18 protein-coding genes are annotated in these 17,804 nt (G+C 70.2%); 8 read left to right on the top strand and 10 right to left on the bottom strand.

Features of this window, described 5'->3' with window-relative positions:
• Nucleotides 1–60: 60 nt before the first annotated feature.
• The gene (locus tag AB0L64_RS01975) at nucleotides 61–1,548 is read right to left on the bottom strand and encodes an alpha-N-arabinofuranosidase (protein ID WP_363706744.1); all 1,488 of its coding nucleotides are present in this window, start codon (nucleotides 1,546–1,548) and stop codon (nucleotides 61–63) included.
• A gap of 119 nt (nucleotides 1,549–1,667) precedes the next feature.
• Here AB0L64_RS01975 and AB0L64_RS01970 point away from each other — a divergent pair, with 119 nt between their 5' ends.
• Entirely contained in the window at nucleotides 1,668–2,666 is a 999-nt protein-coding gene (locus AB0L64_RS01970; protein WP_359934839.1) for a LacI family DNA-binding transcriptional regulator, read from the top strand.
• Here AB0L64_RS01970 and AB0L64_RS01965 read toward each other — a convergent pair.
• Nucleotides 2,663–3,805, bottom strand: a complete 1,143-nt coding sequence (locus AB0L64_RS01965) for an NAD(P)/FAD-dependent oxidoreductase (RefSeq protein ID WP_363706742.1) — start codon at nucleotides 3,803–3,805, stop codon at nucleotides 2,663–2,665. The genes AB0L64_RS01970 and AB0L64_RS01965 overlap by 4 nt on opposite strands.
• A gap of 88 nt (nucleotides 3,806–3,893) precedes the next feature.
• On the opposite strand from AB0L64_RS01965, the gene AB0L64_RS01960 reads away from it, so the two are divergent.
• Nucleotides 3,894–4,454, top strand: coding sequence for a TetR family transcriptional regulator (locus AB0L64_RS01960; RefSeq protein ID WP_359934842.1), 561 nt, complete (start codon nucleotides 3,894–3,896; stop codon nucleotides 4,452–4,454).
• Here the strand turns inward: AB0L64_RS01960 and AB0L64_RS01955 are convergent.
• From AB0L64_RS01955 to AB0L64_RS01945, 3 genes are all read right to left on the bottom strand, one after another.
• A complete protein-coding gene (locus AB0L64_RS01955) occupies nucleotides 4,421–5,215 on the bottom strand; it encodes a sugar phosphate isomerase/epimerase (RefSeq protein ID WP_363706739.1) in 795 nt (264 codons plus the stop codon). The genes AB0L64_RS01960 and AB0L64_RS01955 overlap by 34 nt on opposite strands.
• Nucleotides 5,216–5,227: 12 nt before the next feature.
• On the bottom strand, nucleotides 5,228–7,348 hold the full coding sequence (locus AB0L64_RS01950; protein ID WP_363706737.1) for a DUF4328 domain-containing protein: 2,121 nt from the start codon (nucleotides 7,346–7,348) through the stop codon (nucleotides 5,228–5,230).
• Nucleotides 7,349–7,577: 229 nt separating this feature from the next.
• Complete coding sequence (locus AB0L64_RS01945) at nucleotides 7,578–8,303, bottom strand: DUF4328 domain-containing protein (protein WP_363706735.1); 726 nt, start codon at nucleotides 8,301–8,303, stop codon at nucleotides 7,578–7,580.
• Nucleotides 8,304–8,412: 109 nt separating this feature from the next.
• On the opposite strand from AB0L64_RS01945, the gene AB0L64_RS01940 reads away from it, so the two are divergent.
• Both AB0L64_RS01940 and AB0L64_RS01935 read left to right on the top strand, forming a co-directional pair.
• Nucleotides 8,413–8,886: a methylated-DNA--[protein]-cysteine S-methyltransferase gene (locus tag AB0L64_RS01940; protein WP_363706733.1), complete on the top strand. Its 474-nt coding sequence runs from the start codon at nucleotides 8,413–8,415 to the stop codon at nucleotides 8,884–8,886.
• A gap of 176 nt (nucleotides 8,887–9,062) precedes the next feature.
• Nucleotides 9,063–9,326, top strand: a complete 264-nt coding sequence (locus AB0L64_RS01935; RefSeq protein ID WP_363706731.1) for a hypothetical protein — start codon at nucleotides 9,063–9,065, stop codon at nucleotides 9,324–9,326.
• Between the two features lie 87 nt (nucleotides 9,327–9,413).
• On the opposite strand, the gene AB0L64_RS01930 is transcribed toward AB0L64_RS01935, so the two are convergent.
• The gene (locus AB0L64_RS01930; RefSeq protein WP_363706729.1) at nucleotides 9,414–10,274 is read right to left on the bottom strand and encodes a hypothetical protein; all 861 of its coding nucleotides are present in this window, start codon (nucleotides 10,272–10,274) and stop codon (nucleotides 9,414–9,416) included.
• Nucleotides 10,275–10,551: 277 nt separating this feature from the next.
• Here AB0L64_RS01930 and AB0L64_RS01925 point away from each other — a divergent pair, with 277 nt between their 5' ends.
• Both AB0L64_RS01925 and AB0L64_RS01920 read left to right on the top strand, forming a co-directional pair.
• The gene (locus AB0L64_RS01925) at nucleotides 10,552–11,082 is read left to right on the top strand and encodes a peptidylprolyl isomerase (RefSeq protein WP_355694291.1); all 531 of its coding nucleotides are present in this window, start codon (nucleotides 10,552–10,554) and stop codon (nucleotides 11,080–11,082) included.
• Between the two features lie 60 nt (nucleotides 11,083–11,142).
• Nucleotides 11,143–11,889 (top strand): rhomboid family intramembrane serine protease, encoded by a 747-nt coding sequence (locus AB0L64_RS01920; RefSeq protein WP_363706727.1) that lies wholly within the window; start codon nucleotides 11,143–11,145, stop codon nucleotides 11,887–11,889.
• 2 nt (nucleotides 11,890–11,891) lie between these two features.
• On the opposite strand, the gene AB0L64_RS01915 is transcribed toward AB0L64_RS01920, so the two are convergent.
• The 4 genes from AB0L64_RS01915 to AB0L64_RS01900 form a co-directional block, all read right to left on the bottom strand.
• Nucleotides 11,892–12,053: a hypothetical protein gene (locus AB0L64_RS01915; RefSeq protein WP_363706725.1), complete on the bottom strand. Its 162-nt coding sequence runs from the start codon at nucleotides 12,051–12,053 to the stop codon at nucleotides 11,892–11,894.
• Nucleotides 12,054–12,192: 139 nt separating this feature from the next.
• Complete coding sequence (locus AB0L64_RS01910; protein ID WP_363706723.1) at nucleotides 12,193–13,194, bottom strand: S-adenosylmethionine:tRNA ribosyltransferase-isomerase; 1,002 nt, start codon at nucleotides 13,192–13,194, stop codon at nucleotides 12,193–12,195.
• Nucleotides 13,191–13,910 carry an SDR family oxidoreductase gene (locus AB0L64_RS01905; RefSeq protein ID WP_363706721.1) on the bottom strand — a complete coding sequence of 240 codons (720 nt, stop codon included), beginning with the start codon at nucleotides 13,908–13,910 and terminating at the stop codon, nucleotides 13,191–13,193. The genes AB0L64_RS01910 and AB0L64_RS01905 overlap by 4 nt, the downstream gene beginning before the upstream one ends.
• Before the next feature lie 22 nt (nucleotides 13,911–13,932).
• Entirely contained in the window at nucleotides 13,933–15,513 is a 1,581-nt protein-coding gene (locus AB0L64_RS01900) for an FAD-binding oxidoreductase (RefSeq protein ID WP_363706719.1), read from the bottom strand.
• A gap of 119 nt (nucleotides 15,514–15,632) precedes the next feature.
• Between AB0L64_RS01900 and AB0L64_RS01895 the strand changes: the two genes are divergently transcribed.
• On the top strand, nucleotides 15,633–16,253 hold the full coding sequence (locus AB0L64_RS01895) for a helix-turn-helix domain-containing protein (RefSeq protein WP_363708077.1): 621 nt from the start codon (nucleotides 15,633–15,635) through the stop codon (nucleotides 16,251–16,253).
• Nucleotides 16,250–17,782, top strand: coding sequence for a glycerol-3-phosphate dehydrogenase/oxidase (locus AB0L64_RS01890; RefSeq protein ID WP_363706717.1), 1,533 nt, complete (start codon nucleotides 16,250–16,252; stop codon nucleotides 17,780–17,782). The genes AB0L64_RS01895 and AB0L64_RS01890 overlap by 4 nt, the downstream gene beginning before the upstream one ends.
• Nucleotides 17,783–17,804 lie beyond the last annotated feature (22 nt).

The raw sequence follows: 17,804 nt of genomic DNA, 5'->3' as shown, positions 1-17,804 counted from the left end.
ACCACAGCCAGGGCTGCGGCGAGTAGTCGTTTCGAAGGCACGGGCGGGTCCCCTCTCGAATCAACTGCTGAGCAGGATCACGTGCCACGATGCGGGCGGCAGCGTGGCACGGCAGACACCGTCGACGACCTCGGTGGCGTCGACGGCCCGGGGCTGAACCCGGTCCGGATCGTCCGAGGTGTTCACCGCGGAACGGTCCTCGTCGTACAGGGCCAGGTGCCGGACCACCTGTCCGGCCACCGGGATCTCCAGATCGATCTTGTCGGTCTCGCTCCGGTTCACCACGAAGATCGCGGTCTCCCCGGTGTCCTCGTCGTACGTCGCGGTGCTCCACAGCGCCGGGACCCGGCCGAACGCGGCCGTGGCGATCTCGGGACCGCCGCTCACCGCGGTCCGCAGCACGGTCGGACCGGCGTACCGCGCGGTCAGCGCGAACGGGTGGAAGATCGTCTGCCGCCACGCGCGGCCGCCGGGCTCGGTGCGGATCGGGCCGATCACGTTCACCAGTTGCGCGAGGCAAGCGATCTTCACCCGGTCGGCGTGCCGGAGCAGCGTGATCAGCAGACTGCCGACGACGACCGCGTCGTCGACGGTGTAGGTGTCCTCGATCAGCGGGCCGGCCTCGCGGATCGGCAGCCCGAGCTCGCCAGGGAAGTGCTGCTGGTACCAAACGTTCCACTCGTCGAAGGACAGCGTCAGCTCCTTGTCGCTGCGCCGCAGTGCCTTCACGTGGTCGGCGGTGGCGATCACCGACGAGATCATCCGGTCCATCTCCTCGGCGGCGGCGAGGAAGCTCGTCTGGTCGCCGTCGCGCGGCTCGTAGTACGCGTGCAGGCTGATGTGGTCGACCAGGTCGTAGGTGCGTTCGAGGACGACGCGCTCCCACTCGCCGAACGTCGGCATCCCGGCGTTGCTCGATCCGCAGGCGACCAGTTCGAGGCCCGGGTCGACGCGGCGCATCGCGTTCGCGGTCTCCTCGGCGAGTCGCGCGTACTCCTCGGCGGTCTTGTGGCCGATCTGCCAGGGGCCGTCCATCTCGTTGCCCAGGCACCAGATCCGGATGTCGTGCGGCTCCGGGCTGCCGTTCGCGACCCGGCGGTCGCCGAGCGCGGTGCCGGCCGGCAGGTTGCAGTACTGCAGCAGGTCGACCGCCTCGCGGATGCCGCGGGTGCCGAGGTTGACCGCCCAGATCGGCTGGACGCCGGCCCGGCGCGACCAGGCGACGAACTCGTCGGTGCCGAACTGGTTCGGCTCGATCGCCCGCCAGGCCAGGTCGAGCCGCCGCGGCCGCTCGTCCTTCGGGCCGACGCCGTCCTCCCAGTCGTAGTTCGAGACGAAGTTGCCGCCGGGGTAGCGGATCGCGGTCACGCCGAGCTGCCGGACCAGCTCGAGCACGTCCTGCCGGAACCCGTCCGCGTCGGCGGCGGGATGCCCCGGTTCGTAGATCCCGGTGTAGACACAGCGGCCCATGTGCTCCACGAACGAGCCGAAGACACGCCGGTCCAGCGCGCCGACCACGAACGCCGGGTCCACCACTAGCCGCGCCACAAGACCTCCACAGGGCCGTTTACAACGTTTAACGTGGATGTCTACAACGATTGACAATCGGTGTAAAGGGTTCGGCGGTGGCACACTCGGGCGACAAGTCGGTTACAGGAGGTTCTCCGATGGCGACCAGGCTGAGTGACGTGGCCGCACGGGCCGGGGTTTCGGTCAAGACCGTCTCGAACGTGATCAACGACTACCCGCACATCACCGCCCGCACCCGGGCCAAGGTCGAGGCCGCGATCGCCGCCCTGAACTACACGCCGAATGTCAGCGCCCGCTCGCTGCGCAAGGGCCGCTCGGACTTCATCGCGCTGGCGATCCCGGAGATGGGGTCGCCGTACTTCGCCGAGCTCGGCGCGGAGATCAGCCGGGCCGCGAAACGGCGCGGGATCACCGTGCTGATCGACCAGACCGAGGGCGAGGCCGCCGCCGAGCAGTTCGTGCTGGACGGGATGCGCGGCCAACTGATCGACGGCATCATCTTCTCCCCGCTCGCCACCGCCCCGGCCAAGCTCAGCTCGGCGGACACCGGGAAGCCGCTGGTGCTGCTCGGCGAACGACCGGCCGGCGGCCAGTTCGACCGGGTCGCGGTCGACTCCGTGCAGGCGTCGTACGACGCGACCACGCACCTGGTCTCCCTGGGACGGCGCCGGATCGCGGCGATCGGCGTCGGCGGGACCGGCACCGGCGCGGTCCGGCGGAAGGGGTACCGCAAGGCGCTCAAAGCGGCCGGGATGCCGCACGACCCGGCGCTCGAGCTCGCCGCGGCCGGCTACCACCGGCTCGACGGCGCCACGTCGATGCGTGAACTGCTCGCGCTGCCGGAGCCGCCGGACGCGGTGTTCTGCTTCAACGACCTGCTCGCCCTGGGCGCCCTCCGGACACTGGCCGACGCGGGCCTGCGGGTGCCCGAGGACGTTGCCGTGGTGGGCTTCGACGACATCGAGGACGGCCGGTACCACTCGCCGACGCTGACCACGATCTCGCCGGACAAGGAGTGGCTGGCCGACAGCGCCGTCAGCTTGCTCCTCGACCGCATCGCCGGCAAGACCGACTCGACGCACCGCGATCTCAGCGTCCCGTACACGCTGGAGGTCCGCGAGTCCACGGGCGGTTAGCGCTCCGGGAAGCCGGCGAGCTGCTTGGCCAGGCCGTTCTGGGTCTTGCTGACCCGGCCGATCAGGCCAAGGACGGCGTTGCGCACCGGGCGGATCGCGTGCGGGACGTTCGCGAGGCGGGTCAGGCGGTGTGCCAGCCCGATCACCCGGACCGCCTCCTCGCGGCTGTTCTCGGCGTACGCGTCCAGGCCGGCCTCGGCACCGTTCAACGCCTGCGACAGCGCGTCGGCGAGCGTCACCGCGTCACGCAGCCCGAGATTCATCCCCTGGCCGCCGGCCGGGCTGTGCGTGTGCGCCGCGTCGCCGGCCAGCAGCACCCGGCCCGCGCGGTACGAATCCGCGACCCGCTCGTGGATCCGGAACCGCGAGCCCCACACCACCTCGGTGACCTCGGGGTGCGACTTCCGCGGGCCGCGGTCGGCCAGCAGTCGCTGGGCGTACGCGAGGTCCGGGTGTTCCGGCGCGTCGGGCACCTCGGCCACAAGCCGGAAGCTCCCGTCCGGCAGCGGCGCCACCACGAGCAGCCCGGCGGAGGCGAAGTACAGCGCGACCTCGTCGACCGGCAGGCCGCCGTCGACGCGCACGTCGACCAGGCTGCAGGAGATCTGCAGGGTGTTGCCGGGCATCCGCAGGCCGGCGAGCTCGCGGATCGTGCTGTTCATGCCGTCGGCCGCGACGACGTACCGAGCCGTGATCACGTCGCCGTTGTCGAGCGTGACCTCGGCGCCGTCGGCGGTCTGGGCCAGGCCGGTCGCGGCATACGGACGGAGCACCGCGCCGCCGAGCTCCTCGAGCCGCTCGAGCAGGACCTGCTCGGTGACCGGCTGCGGGATCATCGTGACGAACGGGTACTCGGTCGGCAGGTCCGCGAAGCCGACCGGGACCAGCAGGCGGTCGTCGGCGCGGATCGCGAAGTGCTGCAACTCCAGGCCGAGATCGACGAGCCGCTTGGTCACCCCGAGCTGCTCCAGCACCTCCAGCGTCCGCGGGTGGATCACGCAGGCCCGCGAGGTGTTCGCACCCTCGGCCTGCTGGTCGACCACCACCACGTCGCGTCCGTGCAGCCGGAGACCGACCGCCACCGCGAGCCCGACCGGACCCGCACCCACCACCACGACCTCTGCCTGCTTCGGAGTCATCGTCACTCCTCCTTTATCAACGCTTGTTGACTTTTACGCTAGAACTCTCGGCTCGAAAAGTCAACACGTGTTGGCATATGCTGCGGGCATGACGGAGAAGAAGTCCGACCGGACCCGCGCGGCGATCCTCGCGGCGGCCCGCGAACGGTTCGCCCAGGACGGGTACGAGCGGGCGACGATCCGGGCGATCGCGGCGGACGCGGCGATCGACCCGGCGATGGTCATGCGGTACTACGGCAACAAGGAGAAGCTGTTCGCCGCGGCGGCGGAGTTCGACATCCGGCTGCCGGACTTCGACGGCGTACCGCTGGAGTCGCTCGGGCAGGTGCTGGTGCGGCACTTCCTGGAGCGATGGGAGGCGGACGACTCACTGCGCGTCCTGCTGCGGACCGCGGTCACCAACGAGGTCGCGGTCGAGCGCATGCGCGGCATCTTCGCCGCCCAGCTCGCACCCACACTGCGGGTGCAGGCGGTCGACCAGCCCGAGGTCCGGGCAGGTCTGGTCGCGAGCCAGGTGCTCGGCTTCGCGCTGTGCCGCTACATCCTCGGCTTCCCGCCGATCGCGAAGATGCCCGACGACGAGGTGGTCGCCTGGCTCGGGCCGACGCTGGCCCGCTACCTGACCGCGCCGGATCCCAGCCAGGCGTGAACGGCGGGCAGGGTCTCGGCCAGGGACGGCAACTGCGGGTGCCACTTCAGCTCCCACTCGAGTGAGAGCGGGTAGTCCGTACCGTCGAGCACAGTCATCAGCTCGCCGATCGGGAAGTCGCCGGCGTCGATCGCGACCGGACGGTAGTCCTGCCCCGAATCGGCCTGCTTGAACTGGACGACCTGCAGCCACGGCCGCAACAGCGCGAACGACTCGGCGAGAGTCTCGCCGTGCGACCAGGTGTGCGAGCTGTCCCAGAGCGCCTTGACGTTGTGGCCCGGGACATCGGCGTCGAGCAGCGCGCAGAACGCGGCGACCTGACGGGCGGTCGAGTGCGAGTCGTGCGTCTCCAGCAGGATCGGTACGTCGCGCGGCGCGGCCGTGACGCGATCGAGCGCGCGGATCTCGCCGGCGCTCGGGTCCTCCGCCGTACCGTCGCCTGTCTGGTCGTCTGTCTGGTCACCCGGGAACACCCGGACGCCGAGCGCACCGAGATCGGCGGCCAGCTCGAGATGCGCCTCCAGCGGCTGGTCCTCCACCGCGCACAGCTTCACGTAGCTGCTGATCGCGAAGATCTCCAGGCCCGCGTCCTCGATCCGGGTCCGCAGCTCCCGCCGCTCGGCCGCGGACAGCCCGGTGTGCGTGAACTCGTCCGGCGCGGCCCGCAGCTCCAGACCCGTGAACTTGTTGTCCCGGGCAAGTGCCAGGACGTCGTCGAGTGGAGCTCCGGGACAACCGAGGGTGGCGAAACCTAGACGCATACCGCTATCAGATCAGACGCCCCAGCGACCACGGCGACCGTGTGTCCGAGGACCGGTCGGCTGGTCGGAGTCAGCAGGCTGCTGCTGCTCGTACTGGTACGGCGACTGCTGCTGGTACTCGGTCTGCTCCGGCTCGTACTGCGACGGGTACGACTCGGTGGCGTAGTTCGGGCTGTACGTTTCGTACGTCTCGGTGCTGTTGTACTCGCTGCTGTAGCTGTCGTACTCGTAACCGTTCGAGCCGTTCGAGGTGTTCGAGCTGTACGACGACGAGTAGTCCGGCGTGTACGACGAGCCGTAGTCGGTGTAGTCGTTGTTCGACGAGTACGTCGGCTCCGGACCGTACGACGGCACCGGCGGGAGCGGCTTCGACGGGGTCAGGAAGTCGTCCTGCTCCTGGTGGCTCGGGGCCGGCGCGGGCTCGTAGTACCCGGACGAGGCGGACACGTGGGACGACGGCTGGGTGTGCTCGGACCGGCCGTAGACGTTGTGGTCCGAGTACGCCGAGTAGGTCTCGGCAGGCGCCGCGTGCGTCGTGTTGTCCGGGACCGCCGGCTGGATCGCCGACGGGCTGTCGACCGCGACCCGAGCGGCCCGGCGGCCGGCGCGCGCAACAGGCGCGGGCTCAGGCTCGGGTGCGGTCTGCGCCTCCACGGGGGAGGCCGTCGAGGTGAGGTAGTCGGACTCGTAGGAGTACGGCTCGGAGTAGCGCGCCGCCCACGGCTCCTCGGCGGGCTGCGGAGCCGGCTCCGGCTCCGGCTGGTACGCGTAGGGGTCCGGCTGGACGACCGTCATCGGGGCGGCCTCGTCGCGCCAGCTGCCCGTCGTACCGAGCACGTCCGCGGTGACCGAGCTGCGGTAGTCCTCCCAGCTCTGCTGCGGAGCCTCGTACGTCGTCTCCTCGACCGGCTTCTCGTCCCGCCACGACTCGATCGGGCTGAACTGCTCGGTGGCCGGACCGGCGTCGTCGTCGCGCCAGTTCTCCACGACCGGGGCGAACGGGCTCCACTTCGGGCCCTCGTCGAGCTGTGGGTTACCCGCGAACGCGGCCGGTGCGGCCGCGCCGTCACCCGGGAAGTTCTGCGGCGCGAACGGGCTCTGCACGGGCGCCTGCTCGGCGGCCGGCGCGTACGGAGCGGGAGCCTGCGGCGCGGGAGCGTACGGCGCGGGGGTCTGTGGGGCGGCGGGGGCCGGAGCGAAACCGGTCGGCGCGAACGGCGTCGTGGCCTGGGCGGCCGGGGCGAACGGGCCGGCCGCCTCCGGGGCACCGGCCATCTGCAGCTGCGGCTCGCGGACCAGGCCCAGCGCCGGACCGGACGCGATCGGCTCGGAGATCGCCGGCTGCTCGTCGGTGTCGTCGTTCGCGTACGACGGGACGGCGGCGGACTCGTACGCCGGGACCGCGCTCAGCTTCGGGCCCTGGTCCCACCACGGCACCCACTTGCGGGTGGTCTGCATGTGGTTGATCTTGCGGATCACCATCGTCGCGGCGATCGCGGAGACGACCGTCAGCACGAGCGACGCCGTACCGGCCAGGGCGATCCCGCGCAGCGATCCGACGGTGGCTTCCATCCACATCAGGAACCGGCGGACCACGACGTCGAACGCGAGAGCGCCGATCCAGGCGACCCACCACACGGAGGTGAGGGTCGGGGTCCTGAACCGGCGCAGGTCGTCGCTGTACACAGGGGTCTTCGGATCGCTGGCGAGCCACACGTCGTCGACGATCTGTTTCGGGTACCAGAGGTTCGGGCCGGGGCAGAACCAGCTCGCCAGCACCCAGCCGTGGCTGCGGCGGTGGTCCGCCTGGCAGAACACCTCGGAGTTGACCCGGGCCCGCCACAACCAGATCACGAAGACGACCGCGGCCGCGACCGAGACGACCACATTCGGGATCGCGGTGACCTTGGCGATCGCGTCGGCGCGGTTCAGGTCCGCGTCGTCGACGTTCGGCATCCCGCCGAGATAGCGGTGCACCACGGAATACGTGTTCCAGTCGGACCAGGTGGACAACAGGTGGGTGACCGTCGAGGCCCCGAGCAGTCCGATGGCGATCTTCCCGACCGTCCCGACCTGCTGGAACTCCTCAGCCGCGTGCGGCTGCCATTCTTCCTGATCCTCGACAGCAGTCATCAATGCCTGCGGGTGGCTCACGTCTCGCGTCCCTCGCGTTGCTGGAACTCCGTCGTCTGTCCGGCTTGTCTGCCTGGCCCTGCCCCCGCGTGACCGAGCCACATTGATACCACGAAGTAGGTATGCCAGGGCAGTCGGCCCCAGCACGGAGGGTGTCGACTTAACGTGTTCTTTTCGTACGCCCATCACCATTGGTAACGAGGCACCGGACGGGGCGTGACGGTTTGGTTTACCGCGCAGGGGGTTGGAAGCCACTGTGCGGTGTCCCGACCGCCCACCACGGCACCCAGGGACGCTGGGTCTGCAGCTCGTCGATCCGCTGGACCAGGATCACCGCGAAGACGGCCGCGGCGGTGGTGAACAGCGCCGAGACGGAGGACAGTATGACGTTGGTCCGCAGGTCTCCCAGCTGCGACGCGCCGACGAGGACGCCTCTTTGCACGATGTTTCCGGTGACCAGGCCGACCACCCAGGTCAGCCACCAGGCCCACACCAGCCGGGTGCCCGGGATGTCCTTGAGCGCCGGCGTCAACGGGTCGGTGCGCGGATCGCTGGCCGCCATCACGTCGTCGACGACCTGTTTGGGGTACCAGAGATTCACCACCGGGACGAGCCAGCAGCCGATCACCCAGCCGCGGGTGAAGCGGTGCTCGCCGCGGCAGAACATCTCCGCGTTCCAGCGGACCCGCCAGAGCCAGACGATGAACACCACGGCCGCCGCGAGCAGCGCCAGCGCGGCGACGATCCCGAGCGAGCCGGAGATCAGGTCCGCCTCGGCCAGTTTGCCCGGCCGGTCGGCGTACAGCTTGCGGGTCCGGTACAGGTTCCAGTCCGACCACGCGGTCGACCACGTGGTGACGGTGACGAGTCCGATCAGGATCGAGGCACCCATACCCATCGCCCGCTCGGAACTGAACCACCGGTCCAGCGGTACTTGCGACGCCCGGCTCGGCATGGATCAGGCATAGCACAACAGGGCGTGACCGGGCGAGAACATCCGGTTGCGGCCGGTCCGTGGCGCATTCCTGCCAGAAAATGTCGGTCCGGGTGGGGAGGATGGTCCCATGGACTGGTCCGTGGTCGACTCGCCGATCGGCGACCTCACGCTCGCGGTCGACGAGACCGGGCTCTGCCGGCTGCACTTCGGGGCCACCGACCGGCGGCTCGGCACCGACCCGCTGCTGACCGAGGCCGCCGAGCAACTGAAGGCGTACTTCGCCGGTGAGCTCCAGGAGTTCACCCTGCCGCTGTCGGTGCGCGGCGGCTCCGACTTCGAGCGCGCCGTCTGGAAACAGCTCACCCGGATTCCGTACGGCGAGATGCAGACGTACGGCGACGTCGCGAAGGTCGTCGGCGACGCCGGCGCCGCCCGCGCCGTCGGGACGGCGTGCAACCGCAACCCGATCGCGATCGTCGTGCCCTGCCACCGGGTGGTCGGCGCCGGCGGGAAGATGGTCGGCTTCGGCGGCGGCATCCCGACCAAGCGCCACCTGCTCGAGCTCGAGGCCCGGGTCACCCTCGAGACGCTGTGGAACTAACGAAGATCTGACACCCGGGCGGGTCGTCTCGGAGCGCGCCTGACATTGCGGGGCACTAACGTTTGAAGCGAGTGATTCAGTGCCATCCGTCAGGCGTCCTCCCACCTGCCTTGGAAGACATACAAATGAACAAAGCCCGCACCACTGACCACCTCCACCCCGACCTCAGTGCCCTGATGAACAAGAGTGCCGAGGAATGGTCGGCCCCGGAGATCCAGGACGCCGCGCGCGCGGCGCTCCGGATGCACGCCCCTGACCGGGAGCCGTTGACCTGGACCAAGCGCCTCAAGGTCGTCCCCTGGCTGCACCGCAACGACGCGGTCTGCCTGAGCTGCGGCGGCACCTACCCGTGCATCACGCACCGGTACGCGACCCAGCTGCTGTCCGCCGGCCGTTACACGATCGCGAAGTCCGGCGACCCGGAGCCCGAGGCCAACTGACGTCGTTCGCGCAAGGCGACGTCCGGACCCGGACAGACGAAGGTCCCGAACCCACCTGGGTTCGGGACCTTCGCCGTTGCGGTGGTGTCAGGAGTCGCTGGGCTTGGACTCGCTGGAGCCCGTCGACTTCCTGGTCGTGGTCTTCTTCGCAACGCCGTTCGAAGCGGCCGTGACGTCATCCTTGGCCTCGTCGGCCTTGGCCTCCGCCTTCGGGGCCTCGGCCTTGGAGGCGTCGGGCTTGGCTGCCTCTGTCTTGGCTGCCTCCGTCTTGGCGGCGTCGGTCGTGGCGGCGTCCGGCTTGGCCTCGGAGCCCGGCTTCGCATCCGTCTGGCCGTTGGACGACGTCGTGGTGTCGGTCGGGCGCGACGCCGTCCCGGCCGGGGCCGAACTGTAGTCGCGACCGCTGGTCGGCGTGGACTGCCAGGCCGGCTCCGGCGGGGTCAGCAGCTTCTTCACCGCTGCCGCGGCCAGTGCGCCGAGACCCAGGAACAGCGCCACGTTGCGGAGCTTGTGGCTCTTCTTCGGCACGTCGAGCTCACCCTTGAGCGCGGCCTTGGTGGCCTTGCCCCGGCGGGCGGTCTCCTCGACGACCGGCTCGGCGGCGGCTGCCAGGGTCGCCAGCGCGGCGGTCACCTTCGGCAGCAGGTCGTCGTTCAGTCGCTCACGCGCCTTCTCGGCCGCGTGCTCGGTCGCCGGTCCCACCTTGGCGAGTGCGTCGTCGAGCACCGGGCCGGCCTTCTCCACCGCCTGGCTGGCGAGGTGCGCGCCCCGCTCGACGGCCTTCTCGGCGTACGGCGACACCTTCTCCCGTGCGGTGCCCACAGCCGGTGCGAGGTGCTCACGGACCTGGCCGACGGCCGGTCCGAGCTTCTCCGACGCCGACTCGGCAAGTGGCCGGACCCGGTCCTTGGCGGTCTCGACCCGGCCCTTGGACTTCCTCAAACCCACGGTTCCCTCCTCGGTGCCACCCGCCCCAGCGGACAGCTCTCCCGCCCATCGGCGACATGGGCTCCATCTGGTTACGGCTCTGGACAAATCCGGCTTCATCTGCATCGTACGACGTCACGAGCCGATAACCCGGTGCCCCCACCGCACTCTCCGTACACATCGTGCCGATCCGGGCGTCCTGCTCCGCCGGTCGATGCGGTTGTTCTTGAACTCACATGACAGGATCGAGGGGTAAGCCGTTGTATTCCGACTAGGAGTGACTCCCGTGGCCGAAGAGCTGTACGCAACCCTGCAGACGAACAAGGGCGACGTCGTCATCAGGTTGTTCCCCAACCACGCGCCGAAGACGGTGAGCAACTTCGTCGGCCTGGCCGAGGGCACCAAGGAGTGGACCGACCCGGAGACCGGCCAGCAGGTCACCCGCCCGTTCTACGACGGCCTCGGCTTCCACCGGGTGATCGACGGGTTCATGATCCAGGGCGGCTGCCCGCTCGGCACCGGCACCGGCACGCCCGGGTACCAGTTCGACGACGAGATCCACCCGGAGCTCCAGTTCGACCGTCCGTACCTGCTCGCGATGGCGAACGCCGGCATCCAGTTCGGCCGCGGCACCAACGGTTCGCAGTTCTTCGTGACTGTGGTGCCGACCCCGCACCTGAACCGCAAGCACACCATCTTCGGCGAGGTCGTCGACGACGAGTCGAAGAAGGTCGTGGACTCGATCGCCACCGCGAAGACGGCGCCCGGCGACCGGCCGCTCGAGCCGATCGTCATCAACAAGGTCGTCGTCGAGCGCAAGAACGCCTGAGTTTCCCGCGGGGCCGGCGCACCGTCGGCCCCGCGCTTCCAGGGGAGGGACGCAACCCGCGTGACCGAGACCGTCTGCTACCGGCACCCGGATCGGCCCGCCGGGGTGCGCTGTCAGCGCTGCGACCGGCCGATCTGCCCGGACTGCATGAACAGCGCCGCCGTCGGCTTCCAGTGCCCGAACTGCTTCAACGAGGGCGTTCGCTCGATCCCGCGCACGCGGACCTCACTCGGGGGCATCCAGCGCGCCGGCAGCCAGCAGGTCGTCACCTACACGCTGATCGCGCTGAACCTCCTGGTCTTCATCGCCGTCCGCGTCGGCAGCCCGCAGCTCCTGGGCGACCTGGTGATGGTCCCGGTCCTGGTCGAGACCGAGCCGTGGCGGATGCTCACCTCAGCCTTCACGCACTGGCAGTTCTTCCACATCTTCTCGAACCTGTTCATGCTCTGGCAGCTCGGCCCGCCACTGGAGCGGATGCTCGGCCGGCTCCGGTTCACGCTCCTGTACCTGCTGTCGGCGATCGGCGGCAGCGTCGCGGTCTGGCTGCTGTCGTCCCCCGGCGGCGCGACGCTCGGTGCCTCCGGCGCGGTCCTCGGCCTGGTCGGCGCCCTCCTGGTGATCAGCCGCGCCCGCGGCCTCGACATCACCTGGATCATCATGTACGTCGCCGTCACCGCGTTCCTGTCCTTCGCCATCCCGAGCGTCTCCTGGGAAGGCCACCTCGGCGGCTTCGTCACCGGTGCCGCGATCGGCTGGATCTTCGTCCGGCTCTCAGATCACAACCGCCGCGACAAACAGAACGCCTGAGCTCAGGAGGCGGCCTTGGTGGGCTGCTTGTGCTCGGAGATGCGCTTGGGGTGATCGGCGGCCTGGAGCGCTGTGACTGCGCTGGGCGTCTCCGGCGCGGCCGGCTGCACGGCCTGATGCTCGTTGCCGGGGCGGGCCCGTTTGTCCACTGCGCGTGGGCTCATGTGGATGTCCTTACCAGTTGGTCCCCCGTCGGGACGTCACCTGATTAGACGAGTACCGCGCCCGGCCTGTCACCAGGTTTTACCCAACTGAGCACAATTTGTGGCCTAGGCCAATTAGTTGCACTTTGAACCGCCAACGTCAGCGGAGGAGCAGGCAGCTGTCGCCGAACTCGTGCCAGAGGTAGTGGTGGGCGATCGCGGCGTTGTAGGCGTGCTGGACCCGTTCGGGGCCGGCTACCGACTCCAGGAGGAGTAGGTGTGAGGCCTCGGGGGCGTGCCAGCCGGTGATCAGGCCGTCGACTACATGCGGCGGACGGTCCGGGCTCAGAATCAGGTCGGTCCAGCCGTGGGACGGCGTGACTGTGCCGTCGGCGGTGGCGGCGGTCTCGATGGCGCGGACGGCGGTGGTGCCTACCGCGATGACGCGGCCGCCGTTCGCCTTGACCCAGTTGACGAGGCGAGCCGTGTGCGCGGGTACGTCGTACCGCTCCGGCTGCGGCGGCTCGTGGCTCTCCAGCGAGGACACGCCGCAGTGCAACACGATCGGCGCGATCAGGACGCCCTCCGACGCCAAGTGACTCACCAGCTCGAAGCTGAACGGACGTGCGGCGCTCGGCATCTCCGCGCTGCCGGGGTCGCGCGCGAAGACGGTCTGGTAGGACGCCGGCGGCCACCGCTTGCCGACGTAGTCGTACGTGATCGGCCGCCCATGCCGCCGCAGATAACTGAGCACATCGTCGACCGGCGGCTTGGCGATCCACAGCCGATTGCCGTGGTACGGCGCCAGCAGCGTCAGCGCGCCTTCGGGCAACTCCACGCGCTCGCCCGCCGTACCGTCGAACATCGGACGACCGCCGTTACGCAGCTCGACGACCCAGGTGCCGTCGTCGAGCGGCGTCGAGAAGTGCACGGTGTACGGCGTGCCGTCGACGGCGGCCGCCAGGGTGGTCGACGTGTTGACCAGCAGCAGGTCGCCGGGCCGCAGATGGTCGCCGATCCGGTCGAAACGGGTGTGCGTGACGGTCGACCCCTCCGCGACCAGCAGCTTCACCTGGTCCCGCGACAGGCCGCGGGCTTCCGGTGGTTCGCCGGCGTTCAGCGCCTCCGGCAGCACGAATCGGGTGTGCGGGTGCACCTTCACGACGCCACCGCCGGCGCGAACTCGGCCGCTCGGTACCTGCCGCTCGCGGGCCGGCTGTCCAGCAGGTTGAGGAACGCCGGTACGACGGTTGCGGGCTCGGGCCGGTCGGAGATGTCCTCACCGGGGAACGCGGCCTGGTGCATCGCCGTCCGCAGATCGCCCGGATCAACGGCGTACACCGCCAGCGCCGGGTGCTCCGCGGCCAGTACGCGGGTCGCGTGGTCGAGCGCGGCCTTGGCCGAGCCGTAGCCACCCCAAGTCTCGTAAGCCTCCACGGCCGCGTCGGAGCTGATGTTGATCAGCACGCCGGACGCTGTGGTGAGTGCAGGGAGCAGGGCTTGCGTCAGTGCGATCGGTGCGAGTACGTCGACCTCGTAGACGCGGCGGAGCTCGTCGAGGTCCGCCGAGCCGAGTGCTTGCAGCGGGCTCGGCCCGAGGTAGCTGGCGTTGTTGACGAGCAGATCGAGCCGACCGAGTTCGGCGATCGCGTCCACCAGGTCGGCGCGGTGATCCGGGTCGGTGACGTCGCCGGCGAGCGGTACGACGTCCGTACGGTCGGCCAAGGCGTCGGCGGCGTCCTTGAGCGCTTCGGCGCCGCGGGCGTCGATGACGAGCGCCCAGCCGCGATCGGCCAGCCCGTGCGCGAGGGCGAGCCCGAGGCCGGCGGACGCACCGGTGATGAGAGCAACGGGACGATCGGACGGTTCAGGAGTCATGCCGCCACCGTCGTACCTCAAGTCAACTTGAAGTCAAGCGCCGCTCTTCGGGGAGCAGGATGCCTGGATTCATCACGTTGTGTGGGTCGAGCGTGTGCTTGACGGCCTGGAGGGCCTCGATCGCCAGCGGGCCGATCTCTGCCGCATAGGCGTCGCGGTGGTCGGTGCCGACGCCGTGGTGATGGGAGATCGTGCCGCCGGCCGCCGCGATCGCCTGGTTCGCCGCCTGTTTGGCGGCGTGCCACTGCTCCACCGGATCGTCGGCCTGGGCGCAGATCACCGTGAAGTAGAGCGAAGCGCCGGTCTCGTACACGTGAGAGATGTGGCACAGAACCAACGGCGGCGTCGCGCTCAGCGCGCCGGTGACGGCTTCGGTGACGGCCGCCTTCAGGGCAGGGATGCGCGACCAGAACGCGGCTGTCTCGAGGGTCTCGACGAGCGCGCCCTCGTCGAGGAGGGGATCGCGCAGGTACGGCGCGCGGTAGCGGCCGGTCCGCCAGGTCTCGCCCGGTCCCTCGCCGAGGTTCTGCCCGCCGGCCGCGGTCAGCACGTCCGCCGTCGCCTGGTTGTACGGGCCGTCGAAGCCGATGATCGCCAGGACGCCGCCGGATCCGCCGCCGAGCACGTCCGGGTCGGCCAGGTTCACCGCCGTTTCGACCTCGTCCGACAGGCGGAGCACGGTCGGCAGCGGGCCGTCCTGCGCGAGTCGCCGGACGGCGGTCAGGCCGGCGTGGAACGTGTCGAACCGCCAGCCCTCGAAGTGCCGCTCGGTCGGCCGCGGGCGGACCCGTACGACGACCGAGGTGATGACCCCGAACGCGCCCTCGGAGCCGAGCACGAGCTGGCGCAGGTCGGGGCCGGCCGCGGACATCGGGGCCCGGCCGAGCTCGATCGTGCCGCTCGGGGTGGCGACGGTCAGGCCCACCACCATCTGGTCGAAGCGGCCGTATCCGGCGGAGGACTGACCGCTCGAGCGCGCCGCCGCGTACCCGCCGATCGATGCGCCTTCGTACGACTGGGGAAAGTGGCCGAGCGTGTAGCCGCGCTCGGCCAGCAGCGCCTCGGCTGCTGGGCCGCGGACGCCCGCTTGGAGCGTGGCTGTTCTCGAGACCTCGTCCAGCTCGAGCAGCTGGTCAAGGCGCTTGAGGTCCACCGTGATGAAGCGGCGAGTGGGCGCGAGCCCGCCCACGACCGAGGTGCCGCCGGCGTACGGGACCACTGCCAAGTCGCGCTCCCCGCAACCTGCCAGAAGCTCTTGCACTTCGTCGTGTGTGCCGGGGTAGACGACCGCGTCCGGCATGTCCGAGGTGTCGCCGGCGCGGAACCGCAGCAGGTCTGTAGTGGAGTACCCCCGCGTGTGCGCCCAGCGAGAGTCCCAGTCGGACGCCACGTGCTCAGAGCCCACAACAGCCGTCAAGAACCCGAGCTGCGATGCAGACAGCTCACTCTCACCACCGGCCGCTGCGCTGGGTGCTGGGGCGGGGCGGTGGACGCCTAGGTGTTTGAGGGCTTCCCGGGCGGCTGCGGGGAGGTCGACCGGGTGGGCGGGGTCGCCCCAGCGGCCGGGCGTGAGTTGCACCACCGGGAGGTCGGATTCGGTCATCGCTGACTCCCTTTCAGGTGGTGCGGCGAGGTAGCGTCCAGGGGAGGTGGGACCCCCTGGCTCCCACCTCCCCTGGACAGTTCCGGGATGACAGAGTCGCTGATACACTCTGACGTGTGATGTCTCAGCGTAGCAGCGAATCGGAGCAAGAGACCAGCACGCGCCCGACGCCGGCGAACGCGATCGGCGAGGAGCGGATCCTGGACGCGGCGTACGAGTTGCTGCTCGCGATCGGGATGCGCCGGATGACGATGGCCGACATCGCCCGGCACGCCGAGGTCTCCCGCGCGACCCTCTACCGGCGCTGGCCGAACGTGCAGGCCGTGGTCGCCGCGTTGATGACCCGGGAGTGGACGATCGCGCTGGTGTCCGCGTTCCAGCCGGACGCCGTCGACGGTCGCGCCCGCCTGGTCGAGGGTGTTGTCGAGGTGGTCGCGAAGACCCGCGTGCACCCGTTGATGCGGAAGATCATCGAGCTCGACCCCGAGTTCCTCACGCCGTACCTGCTGGAGCGACGCGGCAGCAGCACGGTCGCGCACCTGGCGCTGGTCGAGGAGGGCATCCGCCAGGGTCAGGCCGACGGCTCGATCCGCGACGGCGACCCCGTGTGGCTGGCCCGGCAGATCATCCTGGTCTCGCTGGCGTCCGCGGTGTCCGGCCCGGTGATGGCCGAGAAGGACGAGTACCCGAAGCTCGACGAGGAACTGCGGACGATGCTCACGAGGTACTTGACGCCATGATCTCCGTAGGCAACGCGAGTCTGAACGCGGCACGACGGGCCCGGGAGCTGAGCGAGCTCCGCGCGGTCGACGTGCTCGTGATCGGCGGCGGGGTCACCGGCGCCGGCGTGGCGCTGGACGCGGCCGCGCGCGGACTGAGCGTTGCCCTGGTGGAGAAGCACGATCTGGCCTTCGGGACCAGCCGGTGGAGCTCGAAGCTCGTGCACGGCGGACTGCGGTACCTGGCGTCCGGCCATGTCGGGATCGCGTACGAGAGCGCCGTCGAGCGCGGCATCCTGATGAAGTCCACCGCGCCGCACCTGGTGCACCCGGTCCCGCAGATCGCGCCGTGGTTGCCGCAGGCAAGTTTCGCGCAGGCCGCGATGCTGCGGTCGGCGTTCCTCGGCGGCGACGTCCTGCGCACGTTCGCGCGCACCAGCGACGACTACCTCCCGCACTCCCGCCGGATCGGCTCGGCCGAGATCCTCCGGTACGCGCCGACGCTGCGCCCGGACGGGTTGCGCGGCGGTTTCCTGACCTGGGACGGCCAGTTGTACGACGATGCGCGCCTGGTCGTCGCGATCGCCCGCACCGCGGCGCAGTACGGCGCCCGGATCCTGACCCGCGTCGCCGCGACCGAGGTCACCGGCCGGGGAGCGGTCCTGGTCGACCAGCTGACCGGGGACCGGCGGTCGGTGGACGCGCGGATCGTGATCAACGCGGCCGGTATCTGGGCCGACCAGGTTGCCTCCGGCATCAAGCTCCGCCCGAGCCGCGGCGCCCATCTGGTGTTGCCGCAGTCCGTGTTCGGCGGGTTGTCCGCCGTCCTCACCGTGCCGGTGCCGGGCGAGCTGCGCCGCGTGGTGATGGCGATCCCGGCGCCCGACGACCGGGTGTACGTCGGCCTCACCGACGAGGAGGCGCCCGGCCCGGTGAGCGACGTACCGCGGGCGAGCGACGCGGAGATCGACTTCCTGCTCGGCACGATCAGCGCGGCGGTGCAGCAGCCCGTGACCCGCGCGGACCTACTCGGCACGTACGCCGGGCTGCGGCCGCTGCTCGACACCGGCCACCACAAGGGCGAGGACAAGACCGCCGACATCTCCCGGCGGCACGCGGTGATCACCAGCCCGGACGGCGTGGTGACGATCGTCGGCGGAAAGCTCACGACGTACCGCCGGATGGCACAGGACGCGCTCGACACAGCGCTCGCGCAGTCGACGCTCGAGGTGCGGCGGTCCTGTGAGACGCATCGGATCCCGTTGGTCGGCGCGGCCGATCGCGTGCACCTGGCCGCGGTGAGGGCGCCCGCCCGGTTCGTCCAGCGGTACGGCGTGGAGGCGCCGCAGGTGATCGCCGGACCGCCCGAGTTGCAGGCCCCGATCGCGCCGGGGCTGCGGACGACGTACGCCGAGGTGAAGTTCGCGGTCCGGCATGAGGGGGCACTGACCGCGGACGACGTACTGGATCGGCGGACGCGGATCGGGCTGTCGGCGGCGGACCGGGAGCTGGCTCTGCCCGCGGTGCTGGAGGCCTTCGCGGCGGTGTGACTCCAGCCGTGGGGTTAACTTG

The organism is Kribbella sp. NPDC051936 (assembly GCF_040680955.1).
Classification (GTDB): domain Bacteria; phylum Actinomycetota; class Actinomycetes; order Propionibacteriales; family Kribbellaceae; genus Kribbella.
This window is presented reverse-complemented; position numbering and strand designations above follow the sequence as displayed.